Origin of the sequence: Haliea sp. E17 (genome assembly GCF_048323675.1) — a bacterium.
In the GTDB taxonomy this organism is placed as follows: domain Bacteria; phylum Pseudomonadota; class Gammaproteobacteria; order Pseudomonadales; family Halieaceae; genus Mangrovimicrobium.
Window position 1 is genome coordinate 408,054 of sequence record NZ_JBLWFK010000001.1, and the last position, 16,744, is coordinate 424,797.

A 16,744-nucleotide genomic window follows, 5' to 3' on the forward strand; every position below is an offset into this window, starting at 1 on the left:
GTCGGATTACGCGAAAATTTCACGCTTTGAACGTAATTGTGTGTAAGCTGAGTAGCCTTTATGCTAACACTCGCTAACTGGCATTTTTCTGGGTCTCATGGCTGATTTCGAACTACCGGGGTATGAACTCTACGAGCGTCTTGGGCGTGGTGGAATGGCCACAGTCTATCGCGCGCTGCACCTGAACCTCGACCGTGAAGTGGCGATCAAGGTGATGGATCCCGCCATGAATGCGGACGAGAGCTTTTCCGAGCGTTTCATCCGCGAGGCGCGCATTTCGGCACGCCTGACCCATCCCCACATCCTGCAGATCTACGACGTCAACACCTTCAATGGCCTTAACTATATTGCCATGGAGTTGCTCGGTGGCGGCGAACTGGCGGACTTCATTCACAACGCAATGCCGCAACAGCAGATCTATACCATCATCAAGCAGATGGGAGAGGCCCTCGACTACGCCTCCGGCCGCGGCTATGTGCACCGGGACATCAAGCCGAGCAACATCATGCTGCGCGCGCCCGGCGATTATGTCCTTGCCGATTTCGGTATCGCGCGGGCCGCCAACTCCGGCACCCAGATGACCCAGACCGGCTTGATGGTCGGCACCCCCAGTTACATGAGCCCGGAGCAGGCCAAGGGTGAGGAAGTCGATGGCCGCTCCGACCTCTACGCCCTCGGCGTGCTCATCTACGAGATGCTGACCAAGCAACTTCCCTATGAATCGGAATCGGCGGTGACCACCGCGGTAAAGCACCTGACCGAGGCGATTCCGACGCTGCCCGAGAAGCTCTCGCCCTACCAGGACTTTATCGACCACGCGCTGGCCAAGTCGCCGGACGATCGCTACCAGAGCGGCGCCGAACTCTACCAGGCCTTCATGGCAGCCAGCGCCGGTTTTGGGGACGACGAAGTCCTGATGCCGGCAGCACCGCCGCGGCCCCCACGCAACTCTTCCACCTCGGTGGCAAACGCGGAGCGCACCTCCCTGTCCGGTGTGGATTCCACCCGGCTCAGCGGGTCCTCCGCATCGGTGGGGCCCGGCTCCTCGCGGCCCTACCGGCTCGAGGGCAGCCAGCAGCGCGAGCGGCTGGTCAGCGGGACCTATGACAGCGGTCGCCGCCGGCAGAAAAAGTCCGGCGCCGGACTGCTTCTGTGGGTGTTTATCGGCCTGCTCGCAGCTGGTGGCGGCGGCTATTACTGGTGGCAGGGGCAGGGCAGTAGCAACACCGACAGCAAAAAGAACGTGACCGCGGAACTGGCGCGGGCCTACAGCGCGATGAACCAGGACAACCTGCCCGTCGCGGCGGCCTCTTTCTACAATATCCTCAACGTCGACAGTAAGAACACCGCTGCCCAGGACGGCATGCAGGAAGTGGGGCGCCTGTATACCGCGGCCGTGGAAAAAGCGCTGGAGCAGCGCGACCCGGTCAAGGCAGGTGCGTTGCTGACCGACTACGGTCTCTATTTTTCCAGTGCCTCCAATCTCGAGGGCTTGTCGTCGCGGGTGGACCTGCTGAGGGAAGAATTACAACTGGCTTCGGTGAAGGCCAAACGGGCGGACAAACTGCTCGGCCAGGCGGCAGACGCCATTGCCGCGGAAGATTTCGATAGCGCCGACGACCTGATCTCGCAGGCCGCGGCGATCAATCCCGACCACCCGCAGATCGCCAGCCAGCGCGAAGTGCTGGCGGCGGCGCGCGCCAGGTCCGAAGCCTACGAAGCGCGCTGGGCTGGGTTCAGTCCCGAACAGCGGGAAGCCTTCATCGCTGCGATCACCGCAGCGGACGGCGCACTGGATGCCGGTGACCTGGCGGTTGCCCGGGAACAGCTGGATGCTGCCGGGGCCATCGCCCCGGAGGCCCAGGAACTGCTGCGTCGCAAGGAGCGCTTGGCAGCGGCGGAGAACGAAGTGCGTGCCGGGGCGCTGGCCGAGGCTACCACGCGGCTGGACGCAACCGACGCCGCGGTCGCGAAGCTGTCCAGTGATTCCGGCAACGTTGCCGACCTGGTAGAGGCCTATCGCGAGGTCGGCGAGCAGTTTCCCGGTGAAAGCCGGGTGGCGGACGGGCTGGCGGCCATTGAAACGTGGTACCTGGAGCGGGCCCGGGCCGCGGCTGCCGAGGGCGACTTCAAGTCCGCCGGGAGCATCGCCGCGGAGGGCACGACATTACTCCCCGAGGCCTCCCAGCTGGCGAAGCTGGAATCCGCCTTGCCGGCACAGGAAAAGGCCTGGGCTGACCAGGAGGCCGCCGCAGAAAAAGAACGTGAACAACTGGCCGCGGCGCTCAGGAAAGCCGAGACGACTGTTCGCAATGGCCAGAACGCGGTGCGTTCCGGCGACCTCGACGCGGCCAGTGAAGCCTATGAAACCGCCAGGACCGACTACCCCGACCTGCCCGCGGTGGCGGATCTCGGCAAGGACCTGCTCGAAGCCTACGCGGGCGTAGCCCGGGAACAGATCGGGCTCAACGACCTGGAGTCTGCCAGGGCCTCCGTTGACCGCGGCGAACAGGATTTCCCGAATGACCCTGTGTGGCAGAAGCTGCGGGTGGAAATCGAGGAAGCCAGCAGCAGTAGCCGGCGCCGGCTGGGTGTGTACTGAGACGCCGGGCATTTCTCTGCTAAACTTTCGCGCTTGAGCGCGTATTTCGCAACCGTCTGCCTGTACCGTTTACCCGGACAGGCACTGGCGAGTCAATGGTTGCATGCGCGTCCCTGGGGCACTGATCCAATGGAGTTTCAATGAGCGTATCCCGTAGAGCACTCACCCGCGTTCTCCTGCGCAATTTCACGGCACTGGCGCTGGCCGTATTGCCGGTCGCAGCGGTCCAGGCCCAGTTCGTGCCGCCGCGCAACCTCGACCCGGCGGGGGCTGCTATCCGCCTCGACAGCAGTTTCCAGAACGATGCATGGCTTGTCTACGCTTACGATATCGATGAGACCGGCAAGGTCGTGAACCCGCAGATCTACAGCTCCAACGGGGTGCTCGAGGTAGAGCAGGCCATCCTCAGGCAGCTCAGTGCGATGCAGTTCCAGCCCGCAACGCGCAACGGCAAACCGGTGAAAGTACCCGCGGAACCGGTGGTCTACACCTGGATCCTGGACCTGCCGCGGAAGATGTCGCCGGCGTTCGAGGACGCCTACCGCAAGGCCTGGGACCTTTATTCCCAGGAAAATTACGATGCGGCCTTCGACCAGGCGGTGGAGCTTAAGAACTTTCCCGGCCGCAACGCGCTCGAGGAAGTGAAATTCCAGATCCTGGCGGCCTCGCTGGCCAGCCGCTGGAAAGACGACGCCGCGGAGATGCAGCACCTGTCACGGGTGGTGGAACTGCAATCCCTGGCCATGGACAACAACTTCAAGAATACCTACGTCACCCAGGACCAGTTCCTGAAAATTCTCAGCCGGATTCTCGACCTGCAATTGCAGCGCATGATGCTGGCCGACGCTGGCGATACGCTGGACCGGATGCAGAGCCTCGGTCGCGGCACCCAGGTGGTGGATGAGGCCGCCGCCCGCTACCGCGCGGCGGAGGCTGATTTCCGCAGCCGCCCCGAGGTCGTGGTGTCTGGAGAACTGGTACCGCTCTACCAGGGGGGATCAGGTTCCTGGAAAAGTGGCCTGACCTGGAGCGATTTTTCGATATCTGATGTCCGCGGCAAGGTCGGGGGCGTTTATCTCGTCTGCGGCGGCCGCGAACAGGGCCTGCATTACCCGACCAAAACCCGCTGGACCGTGCCCGTGGGTTGGAACGACTGCGCAGTGGAACTCGTGGGCAAGGCCGGTACCCGGCTGAAGCTGCACCAGTTCGCGCCGGGTAACTGACCCGCCGCGGCGCTCAGGCGCTGAGCAGTTCCCTTACCCGGTCACTGAAGCCCCGGCTCACCTTGAGCTGGACTTCGCCCGCCAGGCTCAGCATGAACTCGCCGTTGCCCAGGGTGTGCGCCCCGGTGATGGCGTTCATGTTGACCAGGGTGGAGCGGTGGATGCGCAGGAACTTGGACGGGTTCAGCATGGCCTCCAGTTCCTTCATGGTGATACGCATGATGTGGGTAGTGCCGGTGGCGTGGATGCACATGTAGTCGCCGGCGGCGTCCACCCACTGGATGTCGCTGCACTGGACCAGGTGGATATCGCTGCCGTCCTTGATCACCAGCTTTTCCGGCCATTTACGCGGTGCTGTCTCAGCCTGCACCATGTCGTCGATGGTGCTGGCACTGGCTCCGGTCATTCCCATCATCAGTTCCACCAGGCGCTGTTTCGAGCGCTCCGAATCCTCCTGTTGCTGCAGGGCCCGGGCGCGGTCGATGGCCTCGTGCAGGCGGTCGTCGTCGATCGGCTTGAGGACGTAGTCCACCGCGTGCACCTTGAAGGCCTCCACCGCGTACTGGTCGAAGGCGGTGACGAAGATGACCATTGGCATGTTGTCGGATTGCAACTGGCGGATCACGTCAAAACCGTTGATTCCCGGCATCTGGATATCGAGAAAAACCAGATCCGGGGAGTAGGTGGCGATGGCCGCCAGGGCTTCCTGTCCGTTGGCGCATTCCGCCACCACATCCACTCCGGGAATATGTTGCAGGCGCAGGGAGAGGCCGCGGCGGGCCAGGGCTTCATCATCAACGATAATGGCGTTGAGCTGGTTCATGAGGAAATGCCGGCTGTTTCCAGTGGGATGCATATAGTTATAGTCAAACCGTGAGGGTCGGTGGTACTGAGTTCAAAGGATTCGCGGCCCTCGTAGAGGACCTCCAGGCGGTCGCGGCAGTTGGCGATGCCGACGTGGCTGTCGTTTTTCGCCGGGATGTGGGGGATATCCATGCCGGGACCGTCGTCGATGACCTGCAACTGCAGTGTCCCCGGGTCGCGCAGGCCTGCGGTAATCGTGATCGAACCGCCGTTGATCGCCCTGGAGATTGCATACTTGATCGCGTTCTCCACCAGCGGTTGCAGCAGCAGGCTGGGCACGAGCGCGTTGCGGGCCGCATCCTCGATATCGAATACCAGCTTCAGGCGCTCGTCGAAGCGTACTTTCTCGATATCCAGGTACAGGCGCAGCGCCTCCACCTCCTCCGCCACGGTGACTTTCTGCATCGGGTCGTTGTCGAGGGTATGGCGCAGGAAGCGACTCAGGCGGGTAACCATTACATTGGCCAGCTTATTGTCCTGGTCGAGAATCAGTGTGGAGATGGCGTTCAGCGTATTGAACAGGAAGTGCGGGTTGAGCTGGTAGCGCAGCATCTTGAGCTGTGCCTGGTGTGCCATGGACAGCGCCTTCAGGCTGCGCTGGCGCTCTTCCTGCACCGCGAGGTAGTTCTTGATGCCGAAATACAGGGCGCTCCAGACCAGCATGACCCAGAAGGCGGAGACCGCTCCCTGGAAGTGGGCGAAGACCATCTCCAGCCCCTGCAGGTCCTTCTCGGAGCGCTCATCGGGGAACATGTTGTAGAACAGCACCCCGCGAATCGACATCCAGACCAGGCCGGCCGCGTAGGACCCGGCGATGATCGCGATGATGCGCCGGGGCAGTGCCATTTCCCACATGTAACGATACAGGGCGCGCAGTGCCAGGGTCAGCGCCATGCCGATGGTGGCGATGATCGGCGGATACCAGTTGTAGGCCGCGGGCACGTCGGTCCAGACCACCACCCCGAGATAGAACGACATCGCCCAGCCGCTCCAGCCCGCAAATTGCAGGGCCCAGAACAGGTGGCGTTGGTTTTTGAGCAGGGCGTTGAAATCCATTGCGGAATTATACGGCGAGGTGTCGCCCGGTTGCCGCAATTCGTCGCACGCGGGATGCCACTCGTCTCAAGCAGTCGCCGGTTTTGTGACGGAGTTGGTGTTTTCGGCCCGCTGCTGTGCCAGCCAGAGCGCCGCGTAGGCGCCCTGCTGGGCGAGCAGTTCAGCGTGGCTGCCGCTCTCCACGACGCGCCCGCCCTCCAGCACCACGATGCGGTCCGCGTCCACTATAGTCGACAGCCGGTGGGCAATCACCAGCGAGGTGTGTCCCCGGGCGATTTCCCGCAGGGCCTGCAGGATGGCCTGCTCCGAGTGGCTGTCCAGGGACGAGGTGGCCTCGTCGAAGACCATAATCGGCGGGCGTTTGAGGATCGTCCGGGCAATCGATACCCGCTGTTTCTCCCCGCCGGACAGCTTCAGGCCGCGTTCGCCCACCAGCGTCTCGCCGCCCCTGGGCAGGGCGGCGATAAAGTGGTCGAGGTGCGCCAGGCGGATTGCCTCGGACACGTCTGCATCGGAGGCCCCGGGATTACCGTAACGGACGTTCTCGAAAATCGTGTCGTTGAACAGCACCGTGTCCTGGGGAACGATGCCGATCGCGCGGCGCAGGCTTTCCTGGGTGACGCCGGCGATATCCTGCCCGTCGACCTCGACCCGCCCCGACTGCGGGTCGTAAAACCGGAACAGCAGTTTCACCAGCGTGGATTTGCCCGAGCCACTGGGCCCGACCACCGCCACCTTTTCCCCGGGATTCACCCGCAGGCTGACATCGTGGAGAATCTGGCGCTCCGCGCTGTATCCGAAATTGACTCCTTCGAACACGATACCGCCGGCCTTGAGGTCCAGCGCTCCAGCACCCGCCCGGTCGACCACATTCGGTTGCACCGCCATCAGTTCGAACATCTTCTCGATGTTGGCCATCGAACCCTTGATTTCGCGGAACACGAAACCGAGAAAACCCAGCGGCAGGAACAACTGGATCATGAACTGGTTGATCAGGATAAAGTCGCCCAGCGTGATGTCGCCGCTTTTCACCTGCCATGCCGCCAGCCCGATGATCGCCGTCTGCGCCAGCGCGATGATCAGCGCCTGCCCGCCATTCAGCACGAAGAGCGAGAGCCGGTTGTTGCGCCGCGCCATCTCCCAGCGCTGCAACTCGCTGTCGTAACGGCGCGCCTCGAAATCCTCGTTGGTGAAATACTTCACCGTCTCGAAATTCAGCAGGCTGTCCACCGCCCGGGTGTTGCTGGCGGAGTCAGCCTCGTTCATCTCCCGCACGAAGCGGGTGCGCCACTCCGTGGCGTAGAGCGAATAGAAACCGTAGGCAACCACGGCGACCAGCGTGACCAGGGCGTAGGAGGGACCATAGTTGAACAGGAAAATGCCGACCACCATGCTGATCTCGAACAGGGTCGGGGCGATGTTGAAAACGAAAAACCGCAGCAGGAAACCAATGCCGGTGACCCCCCGCTCGATATCCCGCGCCAGCCCGCCAGTGCGCCGCCCGAGGTGATACTCCAGATCCAGCGAGTGCACGTGGCGGAAAATCTGCAGCCCCACCCGACGCATCGCCCGCTCGGTCACCCGGCCGAAGATCGTGTCCCGCAGTTCGCCGAAGAACACATTGGCAAAGCGCGCCCCGCCATAGGCGAGCACCAGCCCGAGCAGCAGCGCCGGCGCCAGGCTGGCCAGGTCCGCCCCGTCCAGGGCGTCCACCAGGTATTTCAGCAGGAAGGGGATCACCAGCACCGCGCCCTTGGCCGCGACCAGGCAGGCCATGGCGAGGATCACCCGGTAGGGGGATTCCAGCAGGTAGGGGACCAGGTGACGGAGTATGCGCCAGTTGATACTGGTGTCGGGATCGAAAGTGACTTTGGAGCTGCGCGGCATCGGGGGATTCTACGCTGTGGTGTTTGTTCCGGCCAGCCAGTTTCTGGTTGGGTTGTCTTCCTGGTCCGGCAGATTCTTCGCCGGCATGGCTGCAGTCCTGGGTGCCCCGAAAACCGCAAAAGCCCCATCCATGGCAGCTTGGCTTCGGCCATGCCCGAAAAGAGGGGCAGGCTCTCCATGGCCTCAGACATTTTCGCGGCACCCAGGACTGCATCCATACCTCTACGCTGCCAACCTGGCTTAACAGTGGTTGTCTGACAGTTGGTCTTACTCCTGACTGAGGTGCGGGGAAAGGCATATGGGTGAGCGGGGCGTCCGAGGCCATGGATGTCCGAGGCCGAGCCTGCACATGGATGTGCGCTTTTTGGCGGTCCCGAACCGGGGTGATCGAGTATCCCGTGCCGGCTCGGCAAGGCTCCCAACCGGACTCGCCAAGCCCGAATACCGCGCGGTAAGTCATAAACAGCCCACATCGCAGCCAGCCGCGACCTCCTGTATAATCAACGGCCAGAAATTTCACCTCCCAGGTCGATTACCCATGTCCGAACCGGAGCTCATCCCCGTCCAGCAGGTCCCCAGCGGCAAGAAATTCGTCAACGACCGCGGCATCACCGCGATCAAGGACGGCATCAAGGCCAGCGCAGGCGCCGGAGCGGCCATGCGCAAGCCCGACTGGCTGCGGGTGCGGATCAAGGGCGGCGAGACCTTCGAGAAAGTCAGTGCGATCGTGCATGAGCACCGCCTCGCCACCGTCTGCGAGGAGGCCAAGTGCCCCAATATGAGCGAGTGCTGGAGTTCCGGCACCGCCACCATCATGCTGATGGGCGACGTCTGTACCCGGGCCTGCCGCTTCTGTTCTGTGAATACCGGCAACCCGAAGGGCTGGCTGGACCCGGAGGAGGCCGAGAACACGGCCCGCTCCGTGGAGCTGATGGGCCTCAAGTACGTGGTGCTGACCTCCGTGAACCGGGATGACCTGGAGGACGGTGGCGCCGGGCACTACGCTGCCTGCGTACGGCGGGTGAAAGAGGTCAACCCGGAAACCGCCGTGGAGGCGCTGACCCCGGACTTCCTCGGGGTGCTCGCAGATGTCGAGACCGTGGTCGATTCCGGTATCGAGGTGTTTGCCCAGAACGTCGAGACCGTCAAACGCCTCACCCACCCGGTGCGCGACCCGCGCGCCAGTTACGAACAGACCCTTGCGGTGCTGGCGCACGCCAAGCAGTACCGTCCAGCGGTGCTGACCAAGACCAGCCTGATGCTCGGCCTGGGCGAGACCGAGGAGGAGATCCTCCAGTGCATGGACGACCTGCGGGCTGCCAACGTGGATATCCTCACCTTCGGCCAGTACCTGCAGCCGACCAAAAACCACTACCCCATCGACCGCTACGTGACGCCGGAAGAGTTCGAGAAGTACCGCCAGATCGGCCTCGACAAGGGCTTCCTGGAAGTGGTGTCCGGCGTCTTCGTGCGCTCCAGCTACCGTGCGGAAAAAGTGCTGGAGAAAAACAACGTCGGACTGGCCTGAACCGGTCATGTGGCACGCCTGTAAAACGCGTGTCACCTGCCGCAGGTAGATTACCGGGCCCATGATCGCCGACATTACCCGCCAGCTCTTCGCCGACCCGCCCCGGGAAACGCTCTACCATTACACCTCGCTCTCCGGCCTGCTCGGCATTGTCGACAGCGGGGTGCTGCGCGCCTCGGACATCCGCTACATGAACGATTCGGCGGAACTGCGGCACACCCTGGATCTGCTGCAGAGCCATGTCTCCCGGCGCATTTTCGCCGGCACCGACAACCCGGCGCTGCTCAACCAGTTACTGGAGTGGCTGTCCCACCGCATCGCCAGCGGACCAATGCTGTTCGGCGGGTCCTTTCGCGCCAACGGCAACCTGCTGAGCCAGTGGCGCGGTTACAGCGTGCACGGCAAGGGGGTGAGCCTGGGCTTTGCCCCGGATTTCATTTCCGCCTGTGCGCGGCGCCAGGGCTTCCAGGTAGGGCGCTGCCTGTATGGCGAGCGCCAGCAGCTGATCCTGATCGAGCGGATCGTCGACGCCATCGAGGCGCTGGCGCTGGATACCCCGGTGGACGATCGCGACTGGTCGCCGGTGTTCGAGCGGGCGGAGGAGGACCTGCTGCGCATGGCCGCGATCCTCAAACACCCTTCCTTCGAGGAGGAGCAGGAGTGGCGGATCGTCTCGCCGGCCATCGGCTCCAGCGAGGACGCGCCGGTGCATTTTCGCGAAGGCCGCGCCCTGCTGGTGCCGTACTACGCCTTCGACCTCACTTCGCCGGGGCGGGGCCAGCTGCAGCTGGAACACGTCTACCTCGGTCCCACCGCCAATATCGAGCTGTCGATGAAGTCCCTCGACCTGTATTTGCAGACCCGTGGCGCCGCCCCCGCGCGGGGGATCAGCTATTGCCAGATTCCCTATCGCCAGCGTTGAAACGGGGGCCCGAACCGATTGCGGCGCGCTCGCCCGCGCTTCGCGCTTACCACTGGCAAGCGCTGCACGGCGAGACGATGTTTTCCCTGCCTGAGACCGACGCATGATCCAGTCCCTCGCAGGCAGGCAACTGGATGGATTGCCCCTGGACAACATCAGCGTACTGCGCCTCGACCAGCTCGGCGGTGCCGCGCCCGGCAACAAGTCCTTCAAATTGCGCCTTCACCTGCGCCGGGCGCAGGCCCGGGGCGTCACCCGTATCCTGAGTTTCGGCGGCGGCTGGTCCAACCACCTGCATGCGCTGGCGGCGGTGGGCAGCGAGCTGGGGCTGCAGACCATCGGCGTGGTGCGCGGTGGCGATACCGACACCGCGATGCTCGAGGATGTCCGGCGCTGGGGAATGCAGCTGGTTCCCGTCAGCCGCGAGGACTACCGGCGCCGCGACCAGGCCGACTACCAGCGGCAACTGGCTGCCCGGTTCGGGCCCTGCCTGGTTATCCCGGAAGGGGGCGCCGGCAGCGCGGGCCTGCTCGGCAGCCGCGCTATCGCGGACCTTGCCCGGGTTCCCTGGCAGTGGTCGCGGGTGGTGGTGGCGGTGGGTTCAGGCACCACCCTCGCCGGCCTGGCTGCCGGCCTGGAGAACGCACGGGAACTGGTCGGTATTTCCGCCCTGAAAGGCGCCAGCGACCTGGAGTCGCGGGTTACGGCGATGTTGGCCGGCGCGGGCCAGCAGGCCCGGCTGCCCTGGCATATCGACCACGACTGGCACTGCGGCGGCTTCGCCAGGGCCGATGAGCGCCTGCGGCAGTTCATTCCGGCGTTTGCAGCGGCCACCGGCATCCCGCTGGAGCCGGTCTATACCGGCAAGCTGTTCCTGGCCCTTTACCACAAACTGGCGAGTGGCGAATGGCGGGCCGACGAGCCGCTGCTGGCGATCCATAGCGGTGGCCTGCAGGGGCGTCGCGGCTATGCCTGGCTGACCACCACGGACGTGGCGGACTGAGCGGTCAGGGCTGCAACTGCGGCCAGTTGTCGGGCACCACGAAGGTCCGTTGTGCCTCTCTCCCGTCCGTCTCGAGGCGGGCAATCTGCAGCGGTCGCATGTAGGTCGCCATGGCGGATTGCACCGCACTGTCCAGCTCCCGGGCGGCAACGCAGCGGGCGTCGCGCGCCATCACCGGTGCCAGCCACTGCTGCCGGTCGAGGAGTGCGTAGTGCATATCCGCGGGCAATGTCCCGGGCAGTTCGCGCAGGTACAGCCAGTCGTCCGGCAGCGGACTTTCGCCGGTAGCACCCGCCGCTCCCGGCGCCGGGCCCGGTTCGCCGCGGTGGCGGTAAAGGCGGCCTTTCAGGGCGATTTCCCGCTCCACGTGATGCACGCCCAGTCCGGCCAGTACTGCCCGGCCGGCGTCGGTGTCGGCCAGGTGTAACTGGTGGTCGCGCATGCGCCCGATCTTGCGGTCGAGGCGATCGCGGCTGTTGGGGCCGAGCCAGTTGCGCCAGTCATTGTTCGCGCCGGCGCGCCGCAAATAGAATTTTACCGCCAGTTCCAGGTGCGCGTGGCACTGGCGGCGGCGACAGAAATAAATGACATCGAACTCCCCGAGGGTCAGCCCGCCAGACCGCACCGGCAGGTTGTGGGCGACCAGCTCCACCGCCGGGTCGCACTGCAGGAAGAAATGCCAGAGGCGTTCGAAATACAGCCCGATGCGTCCCTTGCGGCTGTCCTCCAGCCAGTCGAGCAGGGGCTGCGGATCGGCGTCCAGCGCTGCCAGCCAGTGCCTGCGGGGGGTGTCCAGCGGGAAATCGCAGTAGTGCAGGCCCGGCTCGCCGTCGACACTGCGGCTATCCAGCAGCTGCGGGGAAAAGCAGGCCCAGGCGAGGTCGCGCACCGCGGGTGTGGCGAGCTGCTCGAGAAACTCCTGGCAGGGGTGGAATTGGATGTCTGCTGCTCCTCGCATCGCCGCGTGTTTCCTGCAATTTAGCACTGGGTGTCGGCGGATAGCAGCTGATGCCCGGCCGCCGCACGTGGCGCAGGCTGTCGGCGCGCAACTTTTTTACCGTTACCCGCGCACTGGCTGGCTGATCCGCGCTAGGATTGGGCGCAATAAGCATAATCAGGAGAGTAGCCGATGCATATGCAGGGCTGGCAGTTTAACGGCCTCGAACAACCCCTGGAACTGGTCGAGCGCGAGGTCGCTGCACCCCGGGCAGGCGAGGTGCTGGTTGCGGTGCGTGGATCGGGCCTGTGCCACAGCGACGTCGGCCGCATGGATGGCACCCTGACGCCATTCATGCCGAAGCCGCCGCCCATTATCCTGGGGCATGAAATTGCCGGTCTGGTGCTCGCGGTGGGAGAGGGCGTGAGCGCCTTTGCTGCAGGCGACCGGGTCGTGGCCTCCGGCACCCAGGCTTACTGTCCGGGGCGCAACTCGGACGGCGGCTACGCGACCCACTGCCTGCTGCCCGCCAGTTGCCTGCTGCCGCTGCCGGATGCGGTCAGCTTCGTCCAGGGCGCGGCGGCGACCGATGCGGGACAGACCTCGCACCACGCCGTGGTGACGGTGGGCAAGGTACAGCCCGCTGAGCGCGTCGGCATCGTCGGGCTCGGTGGGCTCGGCATGACCGGAGCGCGCATCGCCGTGCTGCACGGCGCCACGGTGTATGCCGCGGAGCCGCGTCGGGAGGCCTGGCCGGCAGCGCGGGAACAGGGGGTGACCGAGGTGGTCGCCGATGTCGAGGCACTGGCGGAATACGCCCTCGACATGATCGTCGACTTCGCCGGTTTTGGCACCACGACGGCGGGCGCGATCCGCGTCGTGCGGCCGGGGGGGCGGGTTGTGCTGGTAGGGCTGGGCAGCACGGAAGCCCTGATTCCCACCATGCCGCTGATTGCCAAGTCGGTCGCCCTGCTCGGTTCCGGCGGGGGTATGCCGGCGGATACGCGGGCGGTGCTCGACTTCATGGCGGCCGGCGAGCTGACCATCCAGGCCTCCACCATCGGTTTTGGCGAGATTCCCGAGGGCCTCGAGCGCCTGGCGCGCGGCGGGGTGGTCGGCCGCATCGTCGCGAGTATCGAATAGTCCGTGCCGGGGAGCCCCGATTGCGTCCAGCGCGGACGCAGCGGCGCGATAATCCGCCGCAAGCGCAAAACCCGGGTATTTCCGGCAGGGCGCGGCGCGTGTTTATAATGTTGTTCGTACACTAGCGGGGCGTGGGGAATGCCGGGTTCCTTCAAGAAAATCGGCCTGGTTGGCCGCAGCCAGCAGGACGGCCTGGACAGCGTCCTGCAGGACCTGCTCAGGCTGCTTTCCGATCGCGGTCACCAGGTCATCCTCGAGGACCGCCTGGCCGAGCTGGTGCCGGGCTTTGAGGTCAAGCTGGGCAGCCGGGATGAAATCGGCAACGAATCGGACCTGGTAATCGTCGCCGGCGGCGACGGCAGCCTGCTGAGCGCCGCGCGCACCCTGGCCAGGTACGACACGCCGGTGCTGGGCGTCAACCGGGGGCGGCTGGGATTTCTCACCGATATCAGCCCCGACCAGATTCACGAGCAGGTGTCCGCGGTGCTCGACGGCCGTTTTACCCTGGAAAACCGCTTCCTGCTGGATGTCCACGTGGTGCGCAAGGGCGAACAGATCGCTCGCGGCGAGGCGCTCAACGATGTGGTGGTGAATTCCGGTACCTCGGCGCAGATGATCGAGTACGAGCTCTCCATCGACGATACTTTCGTCTACCGCCAGCGCGCCGACGGGCTGATCGTCTCGACGCCCACCGGTTCCACCGCCTATTCGCTGTCCGGCGGCGGACCGATCATGCACCCGGCGCTGAATGCCGTGGTGCTGGTGCCGATGTTCCCCCACGCGCTGAGCAGCCGCCCGATCGTCGTCGACGGTGATTCCGAGATCCGGGTGGACATACTGGAGCGCAACCGCATACATCCCCCGGTCACCTGTGACGGCCAGGTCAACATGACCGCCCGTCCCGGGGATAGCGTGGTGATCTGCAAGCATCCCCACCGCCTGACCCTGCTGCACCCGCTGGGCCACAGTTTTTACGCCAGTTGCCGCGACAAGCTGCGCTGGAGCAACGCCCTGGTCGATTGATGCCGAACACCTACACCGTACTCAGCACCTCCCTGGAAGAGGACCTGCTGCCGCTCACCCTGCTGTTGCGTTCGAAGGGCCTGCCGCACCAGATTTTTGAAGAGGGCGGGCAGCAGGTGCTGGCGGTTTTCGAGGAGTCGCATGTCCAGCCGGTGCGGGACCTCTACCGCGCCTGGCGGGCTGGCGAGGTGCGCATCGAGGTGCAGCCGGGAGAGCAACCCGCCGCCCTGCGCAGCCGCTTGCAGTGGCGCCAGTCGCCGGTATCCGTCGCCGTGGCGCTGCTCTGTATCGCCGTGTTCCTGCTGATGTCTTTCGGCAGCCGCCCCTGGCTATCCCTGCTCGGTTTCCTGCCGGTGCAGTTCGTCCACGGGCAGCCGGTGTTCAGCGCCATGGGCGCGGAGTACTGGCGGCTGGTCACGCCGGTGTTCCTGCACTTCGGCTGGCTGCACATCGCCTTCAACCTGCTGTGGTTCTGGGAATTCGGGGCGCGTCTCGAGCGCGTGCTGGGCAAGCTGAACTACCTCGGCATCCTGCTGGTCATCGCCGCGGTGAGTAACTTCAGCCAGTTCCTGGCCAGTGGCCCGTCGCTGTTCGGGGGGCTGTCCGGGGTCGTCTACGGCCTGCTCGGCTTCTGCGCGGTAGCCCCGCGCATCCAGCCGGCCTGGCAGGTGGCGCCGCCGACACCGGTGCTGCTGTTCATGATTGGCTGGCTGGTGGTGTGCATGTCCGGCCTCGTGGAAGCCGCGGGTTTTGGCGCCATCGCCAACGCTGCCCACCTCGGCGGCCTGCTGGCGGGCGCGGCGCTGGGCGGCCTGTTCGCGGCGCTTTCGCGCTCCCTGCGGGCCTGACCGACCCGCTCCCCCGCAGGTGCTTCTGCGCGCTTATGGCGTCGCACAGCCGCTGGCACTATACTCCGTGAACCACAATAACAGGAGGGCTGCCATCGTGAATTACGACGCCACGCAGCACAGCCTGCAATGTCCCAAATGCGGTCACGGCATGCTGGAAGTCATCTACAGCGAAGTCGTTATCGACCGCTGTACCCACTGCCAGGGTCTCTGGTTCGACGCCAACGAGGCCCTGCAGCTCAAGTCCATCCCCGGCAGCCACCTGCTGGATGTCGGTGACGCGGAAATCGGCGTGCACTACGATGCCCGCGCCGATATCGGTTGCCCCCGTTGCGGCAAGCCCATGGAGGCCACCTCGGACGCGAAGCAGAAGCACATCTGGTATGAGCTGTGTATCGAGCACGGCATGTTCATGGATGCCGGCGAGTTCCGCGATTATCGCGAGGAAACCCTGCTCGACTGGTTCCGCGGCGTGATCAAGGGCGATCGCTCCACCGTCTGTCCCTGACCCGGTCCGGGCCCGCCTGCCCCTTAAGGGGTCTAAAATAGTCTGGCGCGAAGGCGTATAATCCCCGGCTTTTACCTGCCCCGCGAAAAAGCCTATGGATTACCGCCAGATGATCGCGTCCATGACGCCCGAAATTTATCGCAGCCTGCGCCGCGCCATCGAGATCGGCAAGTGGCCTGACGGCAATCCGGTCAGCCCTGAACAGCGCGAACACGCCATGCGCGCGGTTATCGCCTGGGGGCAGGAAAACCTGCCGGTGGAGGAGCGGGTCGGCTATATCGACCGCGGCCACAAGGCCGGCGAGGTCTGCGACGATCCGCAGGAAACGCCGCTGAGCTGGAAATAGGGGCGCAGCGTGAGTGAAGTCCTCGCCACCGGCCCGGTGCGCAAGATGAAAACCCAACTGGCGGATGCGGTGGCTTACCGACTGCCGCTGGGCGACGCCGAAGTGCCCATGAACGCGCTCCTGGGCCAGCAGCTGCAACTGCGCTATACCGGCGCCATCAACTGCATCCACTGTGGCCGCAAGAGCAGCAAGAGTTTCAACCAGGGCTACTGCTTCCCCTGTTTCCGCTCGCTGGCCCAGTGCGACAGCTGTATCGTGTCCCCGGAAAAATGCCACTACCACCTCGGCACCTGCCGGGAACCGGAGTGGGGTGCGGCCAACTGCATGATCGAGCACGTGGTCTATCTCGCCAATACCTCGGGTCTCAAGGTCGGCATTACCCGCCACAGCCAGGTGCCCACCCGCTGGATGGACCAGGGCGCGACCCAGGCACAGCCTATCTTCCGCGTCGATTCGCGCCTGCACTCCGGGCTGGTGGAGCACCTGTTCAAGGATCACGTGGCCGACAAGACCAGCTGGCAGGCCATGCTCAAGGGCGACGCGGAACCGCTGGACCTCGAGGCCCAGCGACAGCGCCTGATGGAAGTATGTGCCGGCGCCGTGGAACAATTGCGCGAGCAGCACGGTCTACAGGCCATCACGGCACTGGAGGCGGCCGGGGAAACCCGTATCAGCTACCCGGTGCTGGAATACCCGGTCAAAGTGAAATCGTTCAACCTGGACAAGACACCCACTATCGAGGGCACCCTGCTGGGCATCAAGGGCCAGTACCTGATCTTCGACACCGGTGTCATCAACATGCGCAAATACGGCGGCTATGAACTGGCCGTTTCCCGCATCAACTGAGGTTTTTT

General features: G+C 64.6%; 15 protein-coding genes. 11 read left to right on the forward strand and 4 right to left on the reverse strand.

Features of this window, described 5'->3' with window-relative positions; all coding sequences use genetic code 11:
• Positions 1-97: 97 nt before the first annotated feature.
• Both ACNKU3_RS01770 and ACNKU3_RS01775 read left to right on the forward strand, forming a co-directional pair.
• Positions 98-2,602: a protein kinase domain-containing protein gene (locus ACNKU3_RS01770; protein ID WP_418257686.1), complete on the forward strand. Its 2,505-nt coding sequence runs from the start codon at positions 98-100 to the stop codon at positions 2,600-2,602.
• Between the two features lie 140 nt (positions 2,603-2,742).
• On the forward strand, positions 2,743-3,825 hold the full coding sequence (locus ACNKU3_RS01775; RefSeq protein WP_418257687.1) for an energy transducer TonB: 1,083 nt from the start codon (positions 2,743-2,745) through the stop codon (positions 3,823-3,825).
• A gap of 13 nt (positions 3,826-3,838) precedes the next feature.
• On the opposite strand, the gene ACNKU3_RS01780 is transcribed toward ACNKU3_RS01775, so the two are convergent.
• From ACNKU3_RS01780 to ACNKU3_RS01790, 3 genes are all read right to left on the reverse strand, one after another.
• Positions 3,839-4,648 (reverse strand): LytR/AlgR family response regulator transcription factor, encoded by an 810-nt coding sequence (locus ACNKU3_RS01780; RefSeq protein WP_418257688.1) that lies wholly within the window; start codon positions 4,646-4,648, stop codon positions 3,839-3,841.
• Positions 4,645-5,745 (reverse strand): sensor histidine kinase, encoded by a 1,101-nt coding sequence (locus ACNKU3_RS01785; protein ID WP_418257689.1) that lies wholly within the window; start codon positions 5,743-5,745, stop codon positions 4,645-4,647. Before ACNKU3_RS01785 ends, ACNKU3_RS01780 begins: the two co-directional genes overlap by 4 nt.
• Positions 5,746-5,811: 66 nt before the next feature.
• Positions 5,812-7,632, reverse strand: coding sequence for an ABCB family ABC transporter ATP-binding protein/permease (locus tag ACNKU3_RS01790; RefSeq protein ID WP_418257690.1), 1,821 nt, complete (start codon positions 7,630-7,632; stop codon positions 5,812-5,814).
• A gap of 538 nt (positions 7,633-8,170) precedes the next feature.
• On the opposite strand from ACNKU3_RS01790, the gene lipA reads away from it, so the two are divergent.
• The 3 genes from lipA (at position 8,171) to ACNKU3_RS01805 (ending at position 11,085) form a co-directional block, all read left to right on the forward strand.
• Positions 8,171-9,160, forward strand: a complete 990-nt coding sequence (gene lipA, locus ACNKU3_RS01795; RefSeq protein WP_418257691.1) for a lipoyl synthase — start codon at positions 8,171-8,173, stop codon at positions 9,158-9,160.
• A gap of 61 nt (positions 9,161-9,221) precedes the next feature.
• Entirely contained in the window at positions 9,222-10,082 is an 861-nt protein-coding gene (locus ACNKU3_RS01800; RefSeq protein WP_418257692.1) for a DUF2971 domain-containing protein, read from the forward strand.
• Positions 10,083-10,185: 103 nt separating this feature from the next.
• Entirely contained in the window at positions 10,186-11,085 is a 900-nt protein-coding gene (locus ACNKU3_RS01805) for a 1-aminocyclopropane-1-carboxylate deaminase/D-cysteine desulfhydrase (RefSeq protein ID WP_418257693.1), read from the forward strand.
• 4 nt (positions 11,086-11,089) lie between these two features.
• Here ACNKU3_RS01805 and ACNKU3_RS01810 read toward each other — a convergent pair whose 3' ends face one another.
• On the reverse strand, positions 11,090-12,043 hold the full coding sequence (locus ACNKU3_RS01810) for a DUF1853 family protein (RefSeq protein ID WP_418257694.1): 954 nt from the start codon (positions 12,041-12,043) through the stop codon (positions 11,090-11,092).
• Positions 12,044-12,214: 171 nt separating this feature from the next.
• On the opposite strand from ACNKU3_RS01810, the gene ACNKU3_RS01815 reads away from it, so the two are divergent.
• The 6 genes from ACNKU3_RS01815 (at position 12,215) to ACNKU3_RS01840 (ending at position 16,736) form a co-directional block, all read left to right on the forward strand.
• A complete protein-coding gene (locus ACNKU3_RS01815) occupies positions 12,215-13,165 on the forward strand; it encodes a zinc-binding dehydrogenase (RefSeq protein WP_418257695.1) in 951 nt (316 codons plus the stop codon).
• A 138-nt stretch (positions 13,166-13,303) separates the two neighbouring features.
• A complete protein-coding gene (locus ACNKU3_RS01820) occupies positions 13,304-14,188 on the forward strand; it encodes an NAD(+) kinase (protein WP_418257696.1) in 885 nt (294 codons plus the stop codon).
• Positions 14,188-15,036: a rhomboid family intramembrane serine protease gene (locus ACNKU3_RS01825; protein ID WP_418257697.1), complete on the forward strand. Its 849-nt coding sequence runs from the start codon at positions 14,188-14,190 to the stop codon at positions 15,034-15,036. The genes ACNKU3_RS01820 and ACNKU3_RS01825 overlap by 1 nt, the downstream gene beginning before the upstream one ends.
• 97 nt (positions 15,037-15,133) lie before the next feature.
• The gene (locus tag ACNKU3_RS01830; RefSeq protein ID WP_418257698.1) at positions 15,134-15,544 is read left to right on the forward strand and encodes a zf-TFIIB domain-containing protein; all 411 of its coding nucleotides are present in this window, start codon (positions 15,134-15,136) and stop codon (positions 15,542-15,544) included.
• Positions 15,545-15,638: 94 nt separating this feature from the next.
• Complete coding sequence (locus tag ACNKU3_RS01835) at positions 15,639-15,890, forward strand: YeaC family protein (RefSeq protein WP_418257699.1); 252 nt, start codon at positions 15,639-15,641, stop codon at positions 15,888-15,890.
• Between the two features lie 45 nt (positions 15,891-15,935).
• Positions 15,936-16,736 carry a DUF2797 domain-containing protein gene (locus ACNKU3_RS01840; RefSeq protein WP_418257955.1) on the forward strand — a complete coding sequence of 267 codons (801 nt, stop codon included), beginning with the start codon at positions 15,936-15,938 and terminating at the stop codon, positions 16,734-16,736.
• The last annotated feature ends 8 nt before the right edge of the window (positions 16,737-16,744 follow it).

What these genes read in the sequence shown, in the direction of transcription:
- ACNKU3_RS01835 (WP_418257699.1), top strand. Translation starts at nt 15,639, where the DNA reads ATGGATTACCGCCAGATGATCGCGTCCATGACGCCCGAAATTTATCGC.
- ACNKU3_RS01805 (WP_418257693.1), top strand. Translation starts at nt 10,186, where the DNA reads ATGATCCAGTCCCTCGCAGGCAGGCAACTGGATGGATTGCCCCTGGAC.
- ACNKU3_RS01815 (WP_418257695.1), top strand. Translation starts at nt 12,215, where the DNA reads ATGCATATGCAGGGCTGGCAGTTTAACGGCCTCGAACAACCCCTGGAA.
- ACNKU3_RS01840 (WP_418257955.1), top strand. Translation starts at nt 15,936, where the DNA reads ATGAAAACCCAACTGGCGGATGCGGTGGCTTACCGACTGCCGCTGGGC.
- ACNKU3_RS01800 (WP_418257692.1), top strand. Translation starts at nt 9,222, where the DNA reads ATGATCGCCGACATTACCCGCCAGCTCTTCGCCGACCCGCCCCGGGAA.
- ACNKU3_RS01825 (WP_418257697.1), top strand. Translation starts at nt 14,188, where the DNA reads ATGCCGAACACCTACACCGTACTCAGCACCTCCCTGGAAGAGGACCTG.
- ACNKU3_RS01780 (WP_418257688.1), bottom strand. Translation starts at nt 4,648, where the DNA reads ATGAACCAGCTCAACGCCATTATCGTTGATGATGAAGCCCTGGCCCGC.
- lipA (WP_418257691.1), top strand. Translation starts at nt 8,171, where the DNA reads ATGTCCGAACCGGAGCTCATCCCCGTCCAGCAGGTCCCCAGCGGCAAG.
- ACNKU3_RS01775 (WP_418257687.1), top strand. Translation starts at nt 2,743, where the DNA reads ATGAGCGTATCCCGTAGAGCACTCACCCGCGTTCTCCTGCGCAATTTC.
- ACNKU3_RS01810 (WP_418257694.1), bottom strand. Translation starts at nt 12,043, where the DNA reads ATGCGAGGAGCAGCAGACATCCAATTCCACCCCTGCCAGGAGTTTCTC.
- ACNKU3_RS01770 (WP_418257686.1), top strand. Translation starts at nt 98, where the DNA reads ATGGCTGATTTCGAACTACCGGGGTATGAACTCTACGAGCGTCTTGGG.
- ACNKU3_RS01790 (WP_418257690.1), bottom strand. Translation starts at nt 7,632, where the DNA reads ATGCCGCGCAGCTCCAAAGTCACTTTCGATCCCGACACCAGTATCAAC.
- ACNKU3_RS01820 (WP_418257696.1), top strand. Translation starts at nt 13,304, where the DNA reads ATGCCGGGTTCCTTCAAGAAAATCGGCCTGGTTGGCCGCAGCCAGCAG.
- ACNKU3_RS01785 (WP_418257689.1), bottom strand. Translation starts at nt 5,745, where the DNA reads ATGGATTTCAACGCCCTGCTCAAAAACCAACGCCACCTGTTCTGGGCC.